The organism is Enterobacter asburiae, assembly GCF_024599655.1.
Classification (GTDB): domain Bacteria; phylum Pseudomonadota; class Gammaproteobacteria; order Enterobacterales; family Enterobacteriaceae; genus Enterobacter; species Enterobacter asburiae_D.
Genome location: NZ_CP102247.1, coordinates 725,556 through 742,782, shown reverse-complemented (window position 1 = coordinate 742,782; position 17,227 = coordinate 725,556). Strand labels below are relative to the sequence as shown.

The 17,227-nt window shown below is 58.5% G+C and carries 17 protein-coding genes; 7 read left to right on the top strand and 10 right to left on the bottom strand.

What is annotated here, in order from left to right; all coding sequences use genetic code 11:
• Positions 1 to 8: 8 nt before the first annotated feature.
• The 3 genes from NQ230_RS03585 to NQ230_RS03575 all read left to right on the top strand — a co-directional run bounded on the left by NQ230_RS03585 (position 9) and on the right by NQ230_RS03575 (position 2,285).
• Positions 9 to 479: a L,D-transpeptidase family protein gene (locus NQ230_RS03585; RefSeq protein ID WP_257260008.1), complete on the top strand. Its 471-nt coding sequence runs from the start codon at positions 9 to 11 to the stop codon at positions 477 to 479.
• Positions 476 to 910, top strand: coding sequence for a hypothetical protein (locus NQ230_RS03580; RefSeq protein WP_257260007.1), 435 nt, complete (start codon positions 476 to 478; stop codon positions 908 to 910). The genes NQ230_RS03585 and NQ230_RS03580 overlap by 4 nt, the downstream gene beginning before the upstream one ends.
• A 205-nt stretch (positions 911 to 1,115) precedes the next feature.
• Entirely contained in the window at positions 1,116 to 2,285 is a 1,170-nt protein-coding gene (locus NQ230_RS03575; RefSeq protein WP_257260006.1) for a coiled-coil domain-containing protein, read from the top strand.
• On the opposite strand, the gene NQ230_RS03570 is transcribed toward NQ230_RS03575, so the two are convergent.
• Positions 2,286 to 3,050, bottom strand: coding sequence for a siderophore-interacting protein (locus NQ230_RS03570; RefSeq protein ID WP_257260004.1), 765 nt, complete (start codon positions 3,048 to 3,050; stop codon positions 2,286 to 2,288).
• A gap of 147 nt (positions 3,051 to 3,197) precedes the next feature.
• Here NQ230_RS03570 and NQ230_RS03565 point away from each other — a divergent pair, with 147 nt between their 5' ends.
• Entirely contained in the window at positions 3,198 to 3,692 is a 495-nt protein-coding gene (locus NQ230_RS03565; RefSeq protein WP_121424713.1) for a PadR family transcriptional regulator, read from the top strand.
• Here NQ230_RS03565 and NQ230_RS03560 read toward each other — a convergent pair.
• Positions 3,689 to 5,248: a methyl-accepting chemotaxis protein gene (locus NQ230_RS03560; protein ID WP_024906426.1), complete on the bottom strand. Its 1,560-nt coding sequence runs from the start codon at positions 5,246 to 5,248 to the stop codon at positions 3,689 to 3,691. The genes NQ230_RS03565 and NQ230_RS03560 overlap by 4 nt on opposite strands.
• Before the next feature lie 336 nt (positions 5,249 to 5,584).
• A complete protein-coding gene (locus NQ230_RS03555; protein WP_257260003.1) occupies positions 5,585 to 7,105 on the bottom strand; it encodes a methyl-accepting chemotaxis protein in 1,521 nt (506 codons plus the stop codon).
• 435 nt (positions 7,106 to 7,540) lie between these two features.
• Here NQ230_RS03555 and ygjG point away from each other — a divergent pair, with 435 nt between their 5' ends.
• The gene (ygjG, locus tag NQ230_RS03550) at positions 7,541 to 8,920 is read left to right on the top strand and encodes a putrescine aminotransferase (RefSeq protein ID WP_032660397.1); all 1,380 of its coding nucleotides are present in this window, start codon (positions 7,541 to 7,543) and stop codon (positions 8,918 to 8,920) included.
• Positions 8,921 to 8,958: 38 nt separating this feature from the next.
• Here ygjG and NQ230_RS03545 read toward each other — a convergent pair whose 3' ends face one another.
• Entirely contained in the window at positions 8,959 to 9,561 is a 603-nt protein-coding gene (locus tag NQ230_RS03545) for a helix-turn-helix domain-containing protein (protein ID WP_257259999.1), read from the bottom strand.
• Between the two features lie 42 nt (positions 9,562 to 9,603).
• Here NQ230_RS03545 and NQ230_RS03540 point away from each other — a divergent pair, with 42 nt between their 5' ends.
• Together NQ230_RS03540 and NQ230_RS03535 are read left to right on the top strand one after the other, a co-directional pair.
• Positions 9,604 to 10,290 (top strand): B3/B4 domain-containing protein, encoded by a 687-nt coding sequence (locus tag NQ230_RS03540; protein WP_257259996.1) that lies wholly within the window; start codon positions 9,604 to 9,606, stop codon positions 10,288 to 10,290.
• 12 nt (positions 10,291 to 10,302) lie between these two features.
• A complete protein-coding gene (locus NQ230_RS03535) occupies positions 10,303 to 11,151 on the top strand; it encodes a dihydrodipicolinate synthase family protein (protein WP_257259994.1) in 849 nt (282 codons plus the stop codon).
• 204 nt (positions 11,152 to 11,355) lie between these two features.
• Here the strand turns inward: NQ230_RS03535 and lsrG are convergent, their stop codons facing one another.
• From lsrG to lsrA, 6 genes are read right to left on the bottom strand one after another with little or no spacing between them, the layout of a single operon-like run.
• Positions 11,356 to 11,649 (bottom strand): (4S)-4-hydroxy-5-phosphonooxypentane-2,3-dione isomerase, encoded by a 294-nt coding sequence (gene lsrG, locus NQ230_RS03530; protein ID WP_003862606.1) that lies wholly within the window; start codon positions 11,647 to 11,649, stop codon positions 11,356 to 11,358.
• Positions 11,646 to 12,533, bottom strand: a complete 888-nt coding sequence (gene lsrF / locus NQ230_RS03525; protein WP_029741387.1) for a 3-hydroxy-5-phosphonooxypentane-2,4-dione thiolase — start codon at positions 12,531 to 12,533, stop codon at positions 11,646 to 11,648. Before lsrF ends, lsrG begins: the two co-directional genes overlap by 4 nt.
• A gap of 11 nt (positions 12,534 to 12,544) precedes the next feature.
• Positions 12,545 to 13,546: an autoinducer 2 ABC transporter substrate-binding protein LsrB gene (gene lsrB, locus NQ230_RS03520; protein WP_121424719.1), complete on the bottom strand. Its 1,002-nt coding sequence runs from the start codon at positions 13,544 to 13,546 to the stop codon at positions 12,545 to 12,547.
• A 1-nt stretch (position 13,547) separates the two neighbouring features.
• Positions 13,548 to 14,525: an autoinducer 2 ABC transporter permease LsrD gene (gene lsrD / locus NQ230_RS03515; protein WP_257259989.1), complete on the bottom strand. Its 978-nt coding sequence runs from the start codon at positions 14,523 to 14,525 to the stop codon at positions 13,548 to 13,550.
• On the bottom strand, positions 14,526 to 15,557 hold the full coding sequence (gene lsrC / locus NQ230_RS03510) for an autoinducer 2 ABC transporter permease LsrC (RefSeq protein WP_219321503.1): 1,032 nt from the start codon (positions 15,555 to 15,557) through the stop codon (positions 14,526 to 14,528).
• Entirely contained in the window at positions 15,554 to 17,041 is a 1,488-nt protein-coding gene (gene lsrA, locus NQ230_RS03505) for an autoinducer 2 ABC transporter ATP-binding protein LsrA (RefSeq protein ID WP_257261309.1), read from the bottom strand. The genes lsrC and lsrA overlap by 4 nt, the downstream gene beginning before the upstream one ends.
• Between the last annotated feature and the right edge of the window lie 186 nt (positions 17,042 to 17,227).

Here is a 17,227-nt window from a genome sequence, read left to right as displayed (position 1 = left end):
AGGAATTTATGGCCAGACTTACTTTTGATGGTTGTGCCCATACGCTTTCATTGCTAGGTAGTGATGGCTCTATTGTTGACACGTGGACCGCTTATAATAACGTCGATCGCAGAGCCACATTCAAACACATTAGTAACGGCACATATCAGATACAGGATAAATCAAAGCCACATTTACACCCAGGCGATAGTGAAGATGGTTCGTATGGGACTTATGGAATCATTCGATTTAGCTATCCCGGACACACGGGTGTAGGTGTACATTCAGGTCAGGCGCATAGCCCTTATAAACCAGGGCCAGAACATCCGACAATGGGATGCATCCGGACTACTGATGAGGCGATGAAGAAAATAAAAGAGCACATGGCCAAATCCTCCCTTTCAACCATCACCGTATCAAATAACAGCGCCTGCTCGGCCATGAGTGCGACGCAGAAATTTGAAAATATCTATATCCCACCGGGAATGAACTTGATATGAAAACGATGCAGTTGTTTTTGATTTTGTCAGTGATATCGCGCGTGGCTTATGCAAATGACTGTACTTCTGTTGAAGAAATGGACAGGGCAGATAACACAGCCTCTGCCATTCAGGACTGGCAGGGCGTCCATTCTTTTTACAAAAATTACAGACAGTGTGATGAGGGATATATCGCAGAAAGGATATCAGCGACTATTGTCGGGCTGTTAGCCAACAACTGGAAGACCTCCCATCAACTCATGCAGCTATCTCTAAGCGATCGCGCTTTTGAGTCATGGATGATTAATCACATCGATACGACCACGAACGATCGCGAGCTCGATAAAGTCGTGAGAAACACCACGGATAGCTGTCCGGAAGGCGCTAAAGCGTTCTGCAATAAGATTGAGAATGCCGCACAAGGCGCGTTGAAGGAACTGCAAAGCCAATAGCCAGGCGTGGTTTCGCAGGTAGAGCAGGAAACGGAGCTATCCTCACCCTCCACCTTACAGGTTCCTGCTCACTTCCCCACCTCACAAACTGCAAAACTAAAGAAATCCCCCATCGCGCCGATCATCATCCGTGTGTATTATTTCCTGTAGCTTTTACAACAACTAACCTTAACTCAAATACTTAAGCGCCAAAGCGAAAGGCATCATGAGCACACCGATCAAACGGCTAGAAATCATTAAAAATGCCATTGAACTGGAAGATGACGACATCATCCAGAGCCAGCTGACACGCCTGAAAAATGAAGCGTTTGACGATGAGCTACAGGCAATCGTCGTGGCGCTTGAGGAGAAGAACTACACCTCTGCGATGGCGGCAATTACCGCCTGGCTGCAGGGCCAGCGCGCCGTGACCCAGTGGCGCGATCCGCAGGTGGCCGCCAGCAAGCTGGAACTGAAGGCGCTGGAAGAGCGTCTGCGCGATCTGATTGACCGCCGCAACGCCCGGGTGCAGCAGCTCGATGAGTTCAACGATCTCTATTTCTCCCGTCTCGGCCCGCTGATGCAGCAGATCCTCGCCCTGCGTAAAACGCTGGCAGAGCTCAACCTGCGTCGCCAGCAGGCGGAAGCGCGTCGTCGCGAGGAAGACTACCGTCGCTGCCAGCGCTATATGGCGCAGGCGATAGAGGTGCTGGCGACGCTCACCCAGCGCTGGCGCGATCTCCCGGCCGACTCCGTCCAGGCCGCTGAGACGCGTAAGCATCTGGAGCAGCAAAGCAATCTGATTGCCAACCTGCTGGCCGAAGCGCTGGAGCTGGAGAGCGGCTTAACGCGCGAAGAGGAGCCTGCGCGTCAGGCGCGCGACGACGCTAACGAAGAGTACGAGAAGTATCGCGAGCAGCATCACGATGCCGAAGTGCGGCTGCGCAAGGGCAAGGATCTTTCGGAAGAGGATCGGAACGAGCTCAAGCGTCTCTGGCGTCAGGCGAGCAAGCTCTGCCATCCGGATCTGGTGGCGGATGACCTGAAAGAGGAAGCCAACGCGATGATGGTGCAGCTCAACCAGGCGAAGCAGCGTGGCGACGTTAAAACCATCCGCTCACTGGTGGCCCGCCTGCAGCAGGGCTTCGAGCCGCTGATGGCAAGCGACAGGCTGAACGATCTGGAACGCATCCGCAAGAAAATGGCGCAGGTCCGCGAGCAGATCGACACCTTAGTGAACGAACTGGCGGAACTGGAGAAAGAGGAGTCCTGGCTGCTGGTCTCATCGCTCAACAATATGGAAGCGTACTTCGCTCAGCAGGAGAAAGCGCTGCACGAGGTCCGCGCCTCGCTCGAACATCAGGTGAACGAAGCGCAGCTGGATTCCGCCGCCTGATTATTTGGCGTGCCAGTATGCGCTGGCACGCACCAGTTGCTGGTCAATCGCGTCGGTTTCAAACTGACGGCTCAGCGTCTTCAACACCTTCCCTTCCCCGGTCAGCCAGATGAAATAGTCTTCCCCAGGAACGGTCAGCGCCGCCAGATGGTCCGCTACCGCCTGCTCGCTATGGCCCACCACCCAGGTGATTTCGAACTCGCTCAGGTGTGCCAGATACTCTTTATAAGATTCGTCCCCGACCGTCACTACCGCATGAACCTGCGGGCGAACCGGCAGTTTAGCAATGCTTTCTAAGCGTCGACGCAGCGCGGGCATGCCGGACTCGTCGCACACGTACAGCTGCCAGGCGTAATCCTCCGGCACCACCAGCGAACCGCGCGGGCCGCCAATGGTCAGCCTGTCCCCCGCTTTCGCCTCGACCGCCCAGCGGCTGGCAATGCCGCCGTCGTGAATGAAGAAATCGAGTACCAACTCATGATTTGCCTCGTCGTAAAGCGGCGTATAGTCTCGCGTCTGAGGACGCACGCCGTCGCCCCAGTCGATGCCTTCATCGGTGACCACCGGCGGTACAAACACCGCCCCAGGAGCCGGGAAAAAGACTTTGGTATGGTCGTCGAAACCCCGGGAGCTAAAGCCCTCCAGCGCCTCGCCGCCTAAAACAATGCGCTGAAAACCCGCGCTGGCGCGCTCAACGCGGAGCACCGTCAGCTCGCGAAAACGCAGGTCATTACGAACACGCTGTGGGTAACGGGTAGATGCCATTTGTAGCCCCTTCTCTGGTGAATACGATATATCTAAATTAATTTTTAAATGATAATGATTACTAGTCAGTAAAAATGCAAGATCTTTTAGATTGCATCTGAATATATCTTAGATATAGTTTAGATATATCAAATTAAAGGATCTGTTATGCGACACGAACAGGACAGCGGCGGGCGCCGACCGCGCTTTTTTGGCCACGGCGATCTGCGGCTGGTGATTCTGGATATCCTGACCCGCAGCGCGAGCCACGGCTACGAGCTGATCAAAGAGATCGAGAATCTGACCCAGGGGAATTACACCCCGAGCCCAGGGGTGATCTATCCAACCCTGGATTATCTTCAGGATCAGACCTTTATCACCATCACGGAAGAGGAGAGCGGTCGTAAGAAGATTGCGATTACTGCTGAAGGACAACGCTGGCTGGACGAAAACCGGGAACAGCTGGAACAGATCCAGGTGCGTATCAAAGCGCGTTCCGTCGGTTTTCAGCTGCGCAAAAACCCGCAGATGAAGCGGGCTCTGGATAACTTCAAAGCGGTGTTAGACCTGAAGGTGAATCAGGGAGAGCTCAGCGACGCGCAGCTTAAGCAGATTATCGGCGTCATTGACCGCGCGGCGCTCGAGATCTCCCAGCTGGATTAAGCCGGAGCGTGCTCGCTCACGCGGAAGACGCGCACCAGCTCTTTCAGGTGCATCGCCTGTTCGTTAAGCGATGCCGCCGCAGCCACAGACTCCTCCACAAGCGCGGAGTTCTGCTGGGTGGTGGCGTCAATCAGGCCAATCGCGCTGTTAATCTGCGAGATACCTTCCGTCTGCTCGTGGCTGGCCTGGCGAATTTCCCGCAGGATCACGTCCATCTCTTCCACGTTACCGACCATCCCGTTGATCAGCCCACTCGCTTTTTCGACCAGGTTCATCCCATCCTGAGTCTGGCTGGTGGAGCTCTCAATCAGTTCACGGATTTCGCTGGCAGACGACGCGCTCTTCTGGGCAAGCTGGCGCACCTCGCCGGCCACCACCGCGAAGCCGCGGCCGTGCTCGCCAGCGCGCGCTGCTTCCACCGCCGCGTTCAGCGCCAGAATGTTGGTCTGGAACGCAATGGCGTCGATCAGGTCGATAATGTCGGACATCCGGTTCGATGTTTCGTTAATCAGGCGCATTTTGCTGGTCACCTGCTTCATCATCTCACCGTTGTTTTTGACCACCGTGGCGGCATCCGCCGAGAGGTTGGTGGCTTCCCCGGTATGCGAGGCGGTATTTTTCACCGTCGCGGTGATCTGCTCCATCGAGGCGGCGGTCTGTTCGACGGAACTTGCCTGCTCTTCCGTGCGCGCGGCCAGATCCTGGTTCCCGGCGACAATCTGCGCGGCCGCGCTGGAGATATTCTCCGAGCCGGTTTGCACCTGCTGCACAATGTCCAGCAGTCGCGTCTTCATCTCCATCAGCGCATGCAGCAGCAGACCCGTTTCGTCTTTGCCGTGAGGCGTGATGCTGCCCGTCAGGTCGCCCTCTGAAATGGCTTTTGCAAAATGCACCGCCTCGCCGAGCGGACGTGTGATAGCGCGCACGATAAACCAGCCAATCAGGCTGCCTGCCACGACGCTAAAGAGCGTGATCAGGATCAGCAGCAGGCGGTTAGACCTGAAATCTCCTTCCACCTGCGCCCCTGCACTCTGCATCTCACTGTTTTGAATGGTAATCAGCTCCTTCACCTTCGCTTTATAAGCCTGCTGCACGGCGAGGGTGGTGGTCATCATCTCCTGAATAGCGCCCGCACGATTGTTGTTCTGCACCGCCTGCAAAATGCGGTAGCGCGAGTCCAGATACTGCTGGCGCACGCTGCGGATATCCGCCAGCACCTGCTGAGACTTTTGATCCTGCAGCGCGTTGTTCAGCTCGCCCAGGATCACCGTGATGTGCTCGCTGATCTCTTTCAGGCGCTGCTGAGATTGCCCCGTGTAGGTGCCCTGCTCGTCCAGCAGCATCAGCTGTTGTGTGCTAATAAATTCCTGGAAGTTATCGATTAACTGGTTCGCTTTTACCGTGGTTGGATAATCACTGGTAATAATGGATTGCATCCCGTTATTAGCCCGGTTCAGGCTCAGCAGAGACAGGCTCGCGCTGATCGCCATCAGGACAATAAAGAATCCAAACGCCAGAAATAATTTCGTGCCGATCTTTACGTCATGTAAGAACATATTTTCTCCATCGATGTGATTATTTCTCAGACGATCGCTGTTATCGGTAACGATTTTGCTAACTTTATGAGTTTGATCGTTTTTTTATTTCATAACCGTCACAATGGATAGGTACAGGCTATTAATATTGCTCCATCGATCGTTACCAGACCACCGGAAGGGTATTTTTCAAAATAGCGTTCGGAATAATTGACTTAGGCAGGGATAAATAACTGACGCACTTTCTTTAGTTATTTAATATTAAATTAACAATAAAATACATTAATAGTCACAACCAGAAAATAAAAAGCCGTTTATTCCTTACGGAATAAACGGCTTTTCCGGAACATTATTGAATCAATGGAGCACGGTTACCGCATCCTTAAGGCGTCCAGCGCGGTGCTTCACCATCGCGGAAATGTGGGCGCTCTCCTCGACCAGGTCGGCGTTTTTCTGCGTGATGCTGTCGAGTTCGGCGACCGCGCGGGTCAATTCTGACAGTCCGGTTGCCTGCTCGGAGGTCGAGTGGCTGATCTGGGCGATAAGCTGCGTCACGTTTTTCACCTGCTCGACAATATCATCCATCGTTCGGCCTGCGGCGTGCACCTGCTCAGAGCCGGACTGCACCTTGCTGGCGCTGGCATCAATGAGTTTACGAATATCATTCGCTGCGCTGGCGCTGCGGCTGGCAAGATGGCGAACTTCGCCCGCGACCACGGCAAAACCTTTGCCCTGCTCCCCTGCTCTTGCCGCTTCGACCGCTGCGTTCAGCGCCAGAATATTGGTCTGAAAAGCGATATCGTTAATCAGGGAGGTAATCGAGCCAATTCGCTGCGTGCTGTCGGCAATGTCATCCATGGTTTTGACCACGGTCTGCATCGCGTTGCCCCCTTTCGTTGCCGCGCTGCTCGCGGCCACGGAGAGTTTATCCACCTCGGCGGCGGTTTCAGAGTTACTCTGAACGGAAGCGGCCATCTGGTTCATTGTCGCGACGGTCTGCTGCACGTTCGCCACGGTCTGACGCGTCCGATCGTTCAGATCTTCATTTCCCTGCGCCAGCCTGTCGCTGCCGTCACGGACGCTAACCACCTGGCTCGACACGTCATTGATTAACCAGCGGCACATCAGGCCAAGTTGCCCCACCGCGCGCAGCGTCAGCCCCAGCTCGTCGCTGCGGTTCAGATGCTGCACGCTGTTGCGCTCGCCGGTTGCGACCTTCAGCGCCTGTCGGGCCACATTCTCTACCGGGCGGACAATCTGCTGCTCAAACAGCAGTGTTCCCAGCAGCATCACTAGCGCGGCTGCGGCGAGCGGCATCCACCCGGCGGAGGTCGCGACCAGCGTGGCGGCGAGAACGGCATAAAGCGCCGCCATCACGCTGCGCACGCGCCAGCGCAGCGGCATAGCCGGCAGTTTGCCCAGCCAGCCTTTTCCAACCACCAGCCCCTTGTGCACACGTTTCTTACAGCGCCCGTCGTTCAGCGCCCGGTAGAGCGGCTCCACGGCGGCGATCTCTTCCGCTGTGGCTCTGGTGCGAATCGACATATAGCCCGTCACCTGCCCGCGGCGCACCATCGGTACCGCATTCGCACGCACCCAGTAGTGGTCGCCGTTTTTACGCCGGTTTTTGACAATCCCGCTCCACGGCTCGCCCTGCTGCAGCGTGTACCACATATCGGCAAACGCGGCTTTTGGCATGTCGGGGTGGCGCACCATATTGTGCGGCTGGCCCGTCAGCTCATCAAGCTGGTAGCCGCTCACCTGCACAAAGGTGTCGTTGGCGTGTGTGATATAGCTGTGGACGTCTGTGGTAGACATTAAGGTGGTGTCATCGTCCAGAGGATATTCATTCTGGGTGACATAGGTTGGAGAGGACATCGTGGGCATCCCTTGCAGGTTATTTGAATGTTAATTTTGTGGGTCAATGTTTTTTCGGCGGTAAACAATTTATCTTTAGTTGTTAAACTTGATGAAGATCGCAGATTTCACTTAAACCATACTTTTTGTACGATTTTATAATTCATTGATTTCAAATACTTTCACAAAGAAATTACCTATAAAGCATGACCTGTTAATGCCCACTTAAGTTGCAGCGACTGCACTTCTTTAGTGCAGCTGCGCTTTTCCGCCCTCATTTATCCTCTCTTTCCTGTACCGCTAAATCCCGTTTCGGTTGCTCCGGCATGATTAAATATTGTGCAACATTATTTTAACCTGGCGTTTATCCCGATTTTCGTTAAGTCATCTGAAGTGGCGTAATCCCTGCAATACTTAAATCAGTATCATGTGATACGCGATCCCCGGGAGCACATTTTGAACAGGTTACCTTCCAGCGCCTCGGCTCTTGCCTGTACCGCGCACGCACTGAATCTCATTGAGAAGCGAACGCTCGATCATGAGGAGATGAAACAACTTAACCGAGAGGTCATCGATTACTTTAAAGAGCACGTCAATCCAGGGTTTCTGGAGTATCGCAAATCTGTTACCGCCGGCGGGGATTACGGAGCCGTAGAGTGGCAAGCGGGAAGTCTGAACACGCTTGTCGACACCCAGGGACAGGAGTTTATAGATTGCCTGGGAGGTTTTGGAATTTTCAACGTGGGGCACCGTAATCCAGTTGTGGTTTCCGCCGTACAGAATCAACTTGCGAAACAACCTCTCCATAGCCAGGAACTGCTCGACCCGCTTCGCGCCATGCTCGCGAAAACGCTGGCGGCCTTGACGCCCGGCAAACTGAAGTACAGCTTCTTTAGCAACAGCGGCACGGAATCGGTCGAAGCGGCGATTAAACTCGCCAAAGCGTACCAGTCGCCGCGCGGGAAATTCACCTTTATCGCCACCAGCGGCGCGTTCCACGGTAAATCCCTGGGCGCACTGTCTGCTACCGCCAAATCCACCTTCCGCAAACCGTTTATGCCGCTGCTGCCGGGCTTCCGCCACGTGCCGTTTGGCGACATCAACGCCATGCGCACCGTGCTAAGCGAATGCCGTAAAACCGGCGACGACGTGGCAGCGGTGATCCTGGAGCCGATTCAGGGCGAAGGCGGCGTGATCCTCCCTCCGCAGGGCTATCTGCCCGCCGTGCGTCAGCTGTGCGATGAGTTTGGCGCCCTGCTGATCCTCGACGAAGTCCAGACCGGGATGGGGCGCACCGGCAAGATGTTTGCCTGCGAGCACGAAAACGTTCAGCCGGACATTCTGTGCCTGGCGAAAGCGTTGGGCGGCGGCGTGATGCCAATTGGCGCGACGGTGGCCACCGAGGAGGTCTTCTCGGTGCTGTTCGACAATCCGTTCCTGCATACCACCACCTTTGGCGGTAACCCGCTGGCCTGTGCGGCCGCGCTGGCGACCATCAACGTGCTGCTGGAGCAAAACCTGCCCGCCCAGGCGGAGCAGAAAGGCGACATGCTGCTGGACGGCTTCCGTCAGCTAGGCCGGGAGTATCCGGACCTGGTGCAGGACGCGCGCGGGAAAGGAATGCTGATGGCGATTGAGTTTGTTGATAACGAAACCGGCTATAGCTTCGCGAGCGAGATGTTCCGCCAGCGTGTGCTGGTGGCCGGAACGCTCAACAACTCGAAAACCATCCGCATAGAACCGCCGCTGACGCTGACGATTGAGCAGTGTGAGCAGGTGCTGAAAGCGGCACGTAAAGCGCTGGCAGCGCTGCGGGTGAGCGTGGAAGAGGCGTAATCAACGCCGGGTGGCGCTACGCTTACCCGGCCTACTTTTTATCGGTGTAACTCCGCCACCGTCATGGTGAAGCGAAGCACGGTATCGCCTTCATTGGCGTAGCCGTGCGCCGCTTCCGTTTTCGCCACCGCCGATGCGCCAGCGTTAACCTGGGTCACCGTCTCGTCCACCGTCAGCGTTAACACGCCCTCGTTTACGTGCAGCAGCTCACAGGTTCCCGCCGGGTGCCCCGGAGAGGTGAAGCACTCCCCCGGCTGCATTTCCCACTGCCATAATTCAATCATGTCAGGTCCCGCGGTACCCGCCAGCAGTCTGGCGCGTCCACCCAGCGCGCCCTGCCACAGCACCGGAATCGCCGCTTCTTCGATAACATGTACCAGCGGCTCGCTGGAGACGTTGACGATATCCGCTACGGAGATGCCGAGCGCGGCGGCCAGCTTGCACAAAATGGCGATACTGGGGTTGGCTGCGCCCTTTTCGATCTCCACCAGCATCCCTTTGCTGACGCTGGCGCGGCGGGAAAGCTCGTCCAGCGACAGCTTTTTCTCTTTACGCCAGTTGCGGATACGGTTCGCCACGGCCAGGCTTACCTGGGCAACATCGGCACCCGAATCAGTCATTATATTGACTTTATCAGTCATTGGTCACTACCATGGTATAAAACAGTCAATACAGGATTATTTATGTCTCTCGTTACGCCGTCAATAGATTCGCGTCTTGCCGGGATTGCCCCGGGCTTTCGGGCGCTGAGCATTCTGGTTGAAGCTGCGCCGATTACCCACCCGGAGGTTGCCCCCACCGCGCTGGCGCAGGCCTGCCAGCAGGTGTTGAATGATGATGTGCCGTGGGCTGATGAACACCTTTCAGGCTGGGATGAGGTGTTTAAAGCCTTCGGCGCGAAACCAAAACGCACGCCCTGTTCCGCCGCGGCCCAGCGCAAGCGGGTGCTGAAAGACGGTTCGCTGCCGTCACTGGATCCGGTCGTGGATATCTATAACGCGGTGAGCATTCGCTATGCCATTCCGGTGGGAGGGGAAAATCTCGCGGCGTACTCGGGCGCGCCGCGTCTGACGCTGGCCGAGGGCAGCGAGCCGTTTGATACCCTGAAAGAGGGTCAGCCGGTGGTGGAATACCCGGATGCTGGCGAGGTTATCTGGCGCGACGACCTCGGCGTTACCTGCCGCCGCTGGAACTGGCGACAGGGGGTGCGTACGCGTCTGGACAGCCGGGCGACGTCTATGTGGTTTATTCTCGAAAGCCTGCCGTCGATGCCGCTTGCGGCACTGGAAGAAGCAGGAGAAGAGCTGATCAACAACCTGCAGCGACTGATGCCGGGATCCACGGCTCGGGTTCAGCTGCTGACGCTGTAAGAGGACAACACGATGTTGCACGGGTTAAGCGCGTTTCCGTTAACGCCCCTTAGAGAGGGGACGTTTGACGAGCACTCCTTCATCAATCTTCTGCGCCCCGTTGTCGACGCTAGCGTCGATTCACTGGGCATTTTGGGCTCAACGGGAAGTTATGCCTATCTGACCGTTGAAGAGCGCGGCCGGATCGCACGCTGCGCGGTGGCGCATGCTGATGACATTCCGGTCATCGTCAGCATCGGCGCATTACGACTGGACGATATTCTGCGTCTGGCTGACGACGCGCAATCGGCAGGCGTCTCCGGCGTGCTTCTGGCACCCGTGTCGTACCAGCGATTAACGGAAGACGAAGTGTTTCATCTCTATGAAACGGTGACCCGCCAGCTCTCCATACCGCTGTGCATTTACGATAATCCCGCCACGACCGGTTTTTCGTTTAGCGATGAACTGTTATTTGCCGCCGCGGCCCTGCCGAATATTGGGTCCATAAAGCTTGGCCGCGTGCCGGAGGACCTGTTGCAGGTACGCGCTCGCCTTCCTGAAAACGTCACGCTGGGCATCGCCGGTGACTGGCGAGCGGCCTCCGCCCTGCAGGCCGGGTTTGACGTCTGGTATTCGGTGGTTGGCGGGTTGTTTCCGCAAGCAGCGCTGGCGATTGCCCGTTCGAAAGAGGCGGCACAATCCGAGCGGCTGGAGCCGCTGTGGGAATTGTTCCGTCGATACGGCAGCTTACGGGTGGTAGCGGCAGCGGCAGAGATGCTGGGGAAAGTTGAAACACCCGCGCTCCCCTTCCCGCTTCAGGCTCTTCAGGGTGAGCCGCGCGAAGCGCTTGCTGCGATACTTGCGGATCTGGCGCTGGCCTGAACAACGCCGGGTGGCGCTCGCGCTTACCCGGCCTACAAAATCAACACAGCCTCGCCCCCGTAGGCCCGGTAAGCGTTAGCGCCACCGGGCAAACACCGCACCATCCCGCACCCCGTAGGCCCGGTAAGCGCAGCGCCACCGGGCAAACACCGTACCATCCCGCCCCCGTAGGCCCGGTAAGCGCAGCGCCACCGGGCAAAGCCGCTACTCCGGCAACAGCCCCACAAAACTGCGTTTCTTACGCGGCTCCGACATCAGCTCTTCGAGCTTATCCACGCACGCCAGGTAGTGCGGCGTTTGCTTGTGCGCCAGCACCGCCTCCTCGTCTTTATAGGCCTCGTAGATAAAGAACCGGGTTTTCACCCTCGGGTCCTGCAATACGTCAAAGCGCAGGTTTCCCGGCTCCTTGATTGCCCCCTCGTGGTTGGCGCGAAACACCTCCAGAAACTCGTCCACCCGCTCGGGCTTGATGTTGATTTCAACCAGCGTCACGTTCATTTTGCTTCTCCCTGTTTCTCTTCCTGCCAGAACTGGAACGCATCGCGGGCGTTCCAGTTCTCGTGAACCACTTTCTTCACCGCCTTCAGCATGGCGAGCGGCGCGCTGGACTGGAAGATGTTGCGCCCCATGTCCACGCCGGACGCGCCCTGGTCAATCGCGCGCCAGCACATCTCCAGCGCCTCGTGCTCCGGCAGCTTTTTGCCCCCGGCGATGACAATCGGCACCGGGCAGCTGGCGGTCACTTTTTCAAAGCCCTCGTCCACGTAGTAGGTTTTGACGAACTGCGCCCCCATCTCGGCGGCGATGCGGCTGGCGAGCGAGAAATAGCGCGCGTCGCGCGCCATCTCTTTCCCTACGCCCGTCACCGCCAGCGTCGGCATGCCGTAGCGCGCGCCCGCGTCCACCAGCTTGATGATGTTGTTGATCGACTGGTGCTCAAACTCGCTGCCGATGTACACCTGCGCCGCCACCGCGCAGACGTTCAGGCGCAGCGCATCCTCCATCGCCACCGCCACGCACTCGTTCGACAGCTCGCCTAGAATCGAGTTACCGCCGGAGGCGCGCAGCACCACCGGTTTGTTCGTCGCGGCTGGCACCTGGCTCCTGAGGATGCCGCGGGTGCACATCAGCACGTCGGTTTCGCCAAACAGCGGCGCGATGGAGAGGTCGATACGCTCAAGCCCGGTGGTCGGCCCCTGAAAGTAGCCGTGGTCAAAGGCCAGCATCACCGTGCGGTTGCTCTGCGGGTTGAAGATGCGCGCAAGCCTGGACTGCATGCCCCAGTCCAGCGAGCCGCAGCCCTTCAGGGTGTAAGGCACGTTCTGCTGCGGCGTGCCGATGCCAAAATCCTTGCCGTCTTTGATGTCGTCTAAATCAGCCATTTGCTCCCCCGTCAGAAATCGTATTTGCTGATGTTCTCTTTGGTGAACACTACGCGCTCCGGCAGCAGCACGATGCCGTTGCCCTTCGCCTCATACTGGTAGCCCTGCACGCTGTTCGGCTCGACCTTCAGCGCGCCGATATTTTTTACGTCCACGCTGTCGCCGACGTTAAGATCGCCTTTTTTCAGCAGGCGATCGGCGACATTGACCGCAATTTTGCCCTGTTGTACGACATCCCACAGGCCGAAGGCTTTTACCGTGCCGCGCTCAACGTACGGACGCATCACGTTCGGCGTGCTGAAGCCGACAATCGCCACCCCTTCGCGCTTCAGGTTTTCCGCCGCCTGCGCCGCCGCTGGCAGCGCGTTGGCGTCCGGGGCGATGATCGCATCCAGATCCGGATACGCTTTTAAGATCCCTTCTGCAGTTTGCAACGATTTGGTGGCGTCGTTATAGCCAAACTGGGTCGTCACGATCTGCCACTGCGGATGATCTTTCTCGATTTTGGCCTTCGCCTCTTTCACCCACTGGTTCTGGTCGGTAACGGTGGGGCTGGAGTAGAAGAACGCCACTTTAGCGTTCGGTTTGGTGACCTGCTTGCCCGCCATCTCCACCAGCAGGCCGCCCAACTGCTCCGGCGTCCCCTGGTTGATGTAGATGCTGCGGCACTCCGGTTTGGTGTCCGAATCCCAGGTCAGCACCTTGACGCCGCGCTGCATCGCGCGCTTGAGCGCCGGGCAGAGGCCGTCCGGCGACACGGCGGAGACGATAATGGCGTTATAGCCCTGGTTAACGAAGTTATTGATGAGCTGCACCTGGCCCGAGACGCTCGGCTCGGTCGGGCCGTCGTAGGTCACGTCCACGCCGAGATCTTTCCCCGCCTCTTTCGCGCCGTTGCCGCCGCTGGTGAAAAAGCCCACGCCCACCAGCTTCGGGATAAAGGCAATGCGGTCCGCCGCCTGCGCCGAAGCGAAGCTGAGGGCCATTGCCAGGACGAACAGTTTTGTTTTCATCTTACGCTCCGGATAGTTTTCTAAAGAGAGAACGCACCCACTCGCGGTGCAGACTCAGCGAACGTCCCATCACTACTACAACCAGCAGCGCCCCTGACAGCGCGCTCGACACCTGGTTAGGGATGCCGACCATCTGTAAACCCTGCTGCAGGTAGCCCACCAGCAGCGCCGCCAGCGCCGTACCCACAACCGAACCTGACCCGCCGTAGATATTGGCCCCGCCGAGCACGGCGGCGGTGAGCGCGGGCATCAGCAAATCGCGCCCCAGATCCGAACGCGCGGAGCCGAAATAGGAGACCATCACCAGCGCGGCAATGGCGGAGGCCACGCCCACCAGCCCGTACAGCGCGTAGGGCATGCCGTTCACCGACAGCGCCGCATAGCGCGCCGCGCGAGGATTCTGGCCGATCAAAAACAGATGACGGCCAAAGCGCCCGCGGTGGGTAATCAGCCAGAAGAAGACAGTAATCACCGCGAACAGCACCAGCGGGATCGGCAGACCCAGCACCGTGAGGTTAGCGAACGCCGTGAAGCTGTCCGGGAAGCCGCCGATGCCCTCGTAGCCCGTCGCGCCCGCCATGCCGGAGAGCAGCAGCGCGCCGCCGCCGTAGAGGTAGAGGGTGCCAAGGGTGATCACCAGCGGGCTGATGCCGGTGTAGTGAATAAGCGCGGCATTAAATAATCCGCACAGCAGGCCGAGCAGCAGCGTCAATGGAACGGCGACCGCCATCGGCCACCCCGCCTGCATCATCACGCCCAGCGCGATGGCGCACAGGCCGATGGTCGAGCCGAGGGAGATGTCGATTCCGCCACTGATGATGACCAGCGTGAGCGGCAGCGCCACAATGCCGATGCAGATGAAGTCGCTGGTGCTGAACAGCAGCATGTTGATGTCGAGCATACGCGGGTTGATGGCGCCAAAGAGCAGAATCTCCAGCACCAGTAAAATCAGCAGCGCGCTTTCCCAGTTAAGCCTCATTTACGCCACCTCTTTTTTGCGTTTGAGAAACGGGGTGACGTGCTTTCCCCCTTTGTTACCCGGCTGGAAGCGACCGTACTTCAGCGCCCGCTGATGGCGCGCCAGCGCCTGGCGCAGGCGCCCGTCGAGCACCAGCACGCCCAGCAGCACCAGCCCGGCGATAAAGTCGTTCCACCACGCCGGGAGCCTGAACAGCACCAGCACGGTGTCGATTTGGGTCAGAAAGAAGGCCCCGAGCAGCGCGCCAACCAGCGTGCCCGTGCCGCCCAGCAGCGAAATACCGCCGAGCACGCAGGCGGCGATGGCCTTCATCTCCAGCCCGCTGCCGGTCTGGTTGGGCACAAAGCCAATCTGCGCGGCAAAGACGATCCCGGCGCAGGCCGCCAGCATGCCGTTCAGAGTAAAGGCAAGCATGCGGGTGCGGTTCACCGCCACACCCAGCTGGCGCGCGGCGGCGAGGTTATCCCCCACCGCGTAGAAATCACGCCCGAACGCGGTGCGCGACAGCGTCCATGCGCCCGTGGCCGCGACGATCAACACCAGCATGCCGAGCGGCGAAATGCCGACGGCAGCTGGTTCAGAGAGGGATTTCAGCCCCGGCGGCAGCCCCTCAATCCACTTTCCGCCGGTCCAGAGCAGCATCGCCCCGCGGTAAAGCCCCAGCGTACCGAGGGTGGCGACAATCGCCGGGATGCGCAGCCCCACCACCAGAAACCCGTTGAACGCCCCGGCCAGCGCGCCTATCGACAGCGCGAAGAGAATGGAAACGGGCAGGCTGTAGCCGCTATTAAGCGCCACGCCGACGGCGATGGCGGACAGCCCGACGATGGAGCCGACGGACACGTCGATATTGCGGGTCAGCATCACCAGCGCCGCGCCGATGGCCAGCAGGATCAGGATCTGCGAGCTGGCGAAGATCATCCCCAGCGTCTGCAGGCTGAAGTAGGACGGATTCAGCGCCACCAGCACGGCGAACAGCGCCAGAATGGCGAGAAACGCGCTCAGCTCGCGGTTTTTCAGTAAGGTCTTCATGATTGCCCTCCGAATGCCAGCGCCATCATCCTGTCGAGGCTGACGGCGTGGCGCGGTAGCTCGCCGCTGAGCACGCCCTGATGCATCACCAGCACCCGGTCCGCAAGGCCGGGAAACTCGTCGAGATCGCTTGAGATCATCAGCACCGCCACGTTCTGCGCCGCCACGCTTTTTATCAGCTGGTAGATATCCGCGCGCGCCGAGACGTCCACCCCGCGCGTCGGCTCATCGACGATCAGCAGTAAAGGGTTGGCCTCGAGACAGCGCGCCAGCAGCACCTTCTGCTGGTTGCCGCCGGAGAGCGTGCGCACGGTTTGATCCGCATGGTTGAGCTTGATCCCCAGCGCCCGGTGATAGCGCTCCACCACCGCCGACTCCCGCTTGCGCTGCTGCCAAATCGACGGCTCGTTCAGCGCCACCGTGTTCCAGCGGATCGGCGCGTCGAGGAACAGGCCGGACACCTGCCTGTCTTCCGGCAGGTAGACCAGCCCTTTTTCCAGGCGTGAACTTACCGGCTCGCCGGTGATCTCCTGATTCTCAAGCCAGACGCGGCCCCCGCGTACCGGCCGCAGGCCGTAGAGCGTTTCCGCAAACTCGGTGCGCCCGGATCCCACCAGACCGGCCAGGCCGACGATCTCCCCGGCGTAGATCTCAAGGCTGAGATCGATAAACCCTTCCCCGGTGAGATCGTCCACCCGCAGCACCGGGAAATCCTGTGGCTGGGTGCGGCGGTTGCCCGGCAGCGCCAGCCACAGCTTTTGCGTATCGCTGAGGGATTTCTCCCGGCTTACCGGCGTCATGGCGGCGATCAGGGCGCTGTCGTCAAACTGCGCGGTTTCGCCGCTCAGCACTACCGCGCCGTCGCGCATCACCGAGACGTGGCTGGAAAGCATGCGGATTTCCGGCAGCTTGTGCGAGATAAAGACAATCCCGACGCCGAGCGCCTGCAGGGCGCGGATCTGGCGGAACAGCCGCTCGGTTTCGCCCGGCGTGAGGGAGGCCGTAGGTTCGTCGAGGATCAGGATCCTGGCGTTGCGCATCAGCCCGCGCAGGATCTCCACCATCTGCTGATCCGCCACTTCCAGAGTGCTGGCGGCGGCATCGAGGTTAAGCTGGCACTGCAGTTGCTGGAGTTTGTCCGCCAGTCGCTGTTCCAGATCGCGCTCGCGCGGCAGGCGGAACAGGATGTTTTCCCGCACCGTCAGGTTGGGGAACAGCAGCGGCTCCTGCGGCACCAGGTAAATGCCTAACCTGTGCGCCTGCACGGGCGTGAGCCGCGCATATGACTGCCCCTCGACAGAAAGTTCACCGCTGTCCGGCGTTTCGACCCCGGCGATGATCTTCATCAGCGTCGATTTTCCCGCGCCGTTTCCGCCCATCAGGGCGTGCACCTGGCCCGCAAGCAGCGTGAAATCTATGCCTTTCAGAACCGGCACGCCTGAGAACTGCTTGCTGATATTTCGCGCGTCGAGAAGTGTGGTCATCATCGCTCCGCTATTGAACAAATGATTTTTAGATTTAATAATGTTCAAAAGCGTAGACGGTGAACTATATTTACAACCGTGCAGGGATCACAGTTTTATCGATTGAGATACAGATAAACCAGAATCGATCCAAAAGATCCGTTTTGTCGCGTGGCTCACACTTTCCCTTCGCGCCATCACGAACAT

Bases quoted from the DNA above. Each gene is read 5' to 3' on its own strand.
- NQ230_RS03565 (WP_121424713.1), top strand. From the start codon at position 3,198: ATGCGACACGAACAGGACAGCGGCGGGCGCCGACCGCGCTTTTTTGGC.
- NQ230_RS03570 (WP_257260004.1), bottom strand. From the start codon at position 3,050: ATGGCATCTACCCGTTACCCACAGCGTGTTCGTAATGACCTGCGTTTT.
- lsrF (WP_029741387.1), bottom strand. From the start codon at position 12,533: ATGGCTGATTTAGACGACATCAAAGACGGCAAGGATTTTGGCATCGGC.
- lsrC (WP_219321503.1), bottom strand. From the start codon at position 15,557: ATGAAGACCTTACTGAAAAACCGCGAGCTGAGCGCGTTTCTCGCCATT.
- lsrB (WP_121424719.1), bottom strand. From the start codon at position 13,546: ATGAAAACAAAACTGTTCGTCCTGGCAATGGCCCTCAGCTTCGCTTCG.
- lsrG (WP_003862606.1), bottom strand. From the start codon at position 11,649: ATGAACGTGACGCTGGTTGAAATCAACATCAAGCCCGAGCGGGTGGAC.
- NQ230_RS03540 (WP_257259996.1), top strand. From the start codon at position 9,604: ATGTCTCTCGTTACGCCGTCAATAGATTCGCGTCTTGCCGGGATTGCC.
- lsrD (WP_257259989.1), bottom strand. From the start codon at position 14,525: ATGAGGCTTAACTGGGAAAGCGCGCTGCTGATTTTACTGGTGCTGGAG.
- NQ230_RS03560 (WP_024906426.1), bottom strand. From the start codon at position 5,248: ATGTTCTTACATGACGTAAAGATCGGCACGAAATTATTTCTGGCGTTT.
- lsrA (WP_257261309.1), bottom strand. From the start codon at position 17,041: ATGACCACACTTCTCGACGCGCGAAATATCAGCAAGCAGTTCTCAGGC.
- NQ230_RS03575 (WP_257260006.1), top strand. From the start codon at position 1,116: ATGAGCACACCGATCAAACGGCTAGAAATCATTAAAAATGCCATTGAA.
- NQ230_RS03555 (WP_257260003.1), bottom strand. From the start codon at position 7,105: ATGTCCTCTCCAACCTATGTCACCCAGAATGAATATCCTCTGGACGAT.
- NQ230_RS03535 (WP_257259994.1), top strand. From the start codon at position 10,303: ATGTTGCACGGGTTAAGCGCGTTTCCGTTAACGCCCCTTAGAGAGGGG.
- NQ230_RS03585 (WP_257260008.1), top strand. From the start codon at position 9: ATGGCCAGACTTACTTTTGATGGTTGTGCCCATACGCTTTCATTGCTA.
- NQ230_RS03580 (WP_257260007.1), top strand. From the start codon at position 476: ATGAAAACGATGCAGTTGTTTTTGATTTTGTCAGTGATATCGCGCGTG.
- NQ230_RS03545 (WP_257259999.1), bottom strand. From the start codon at position 9,561: ATGACTGATAAAGTCAATATAATGACTGATTCGGGTGCCGATGTTGCC.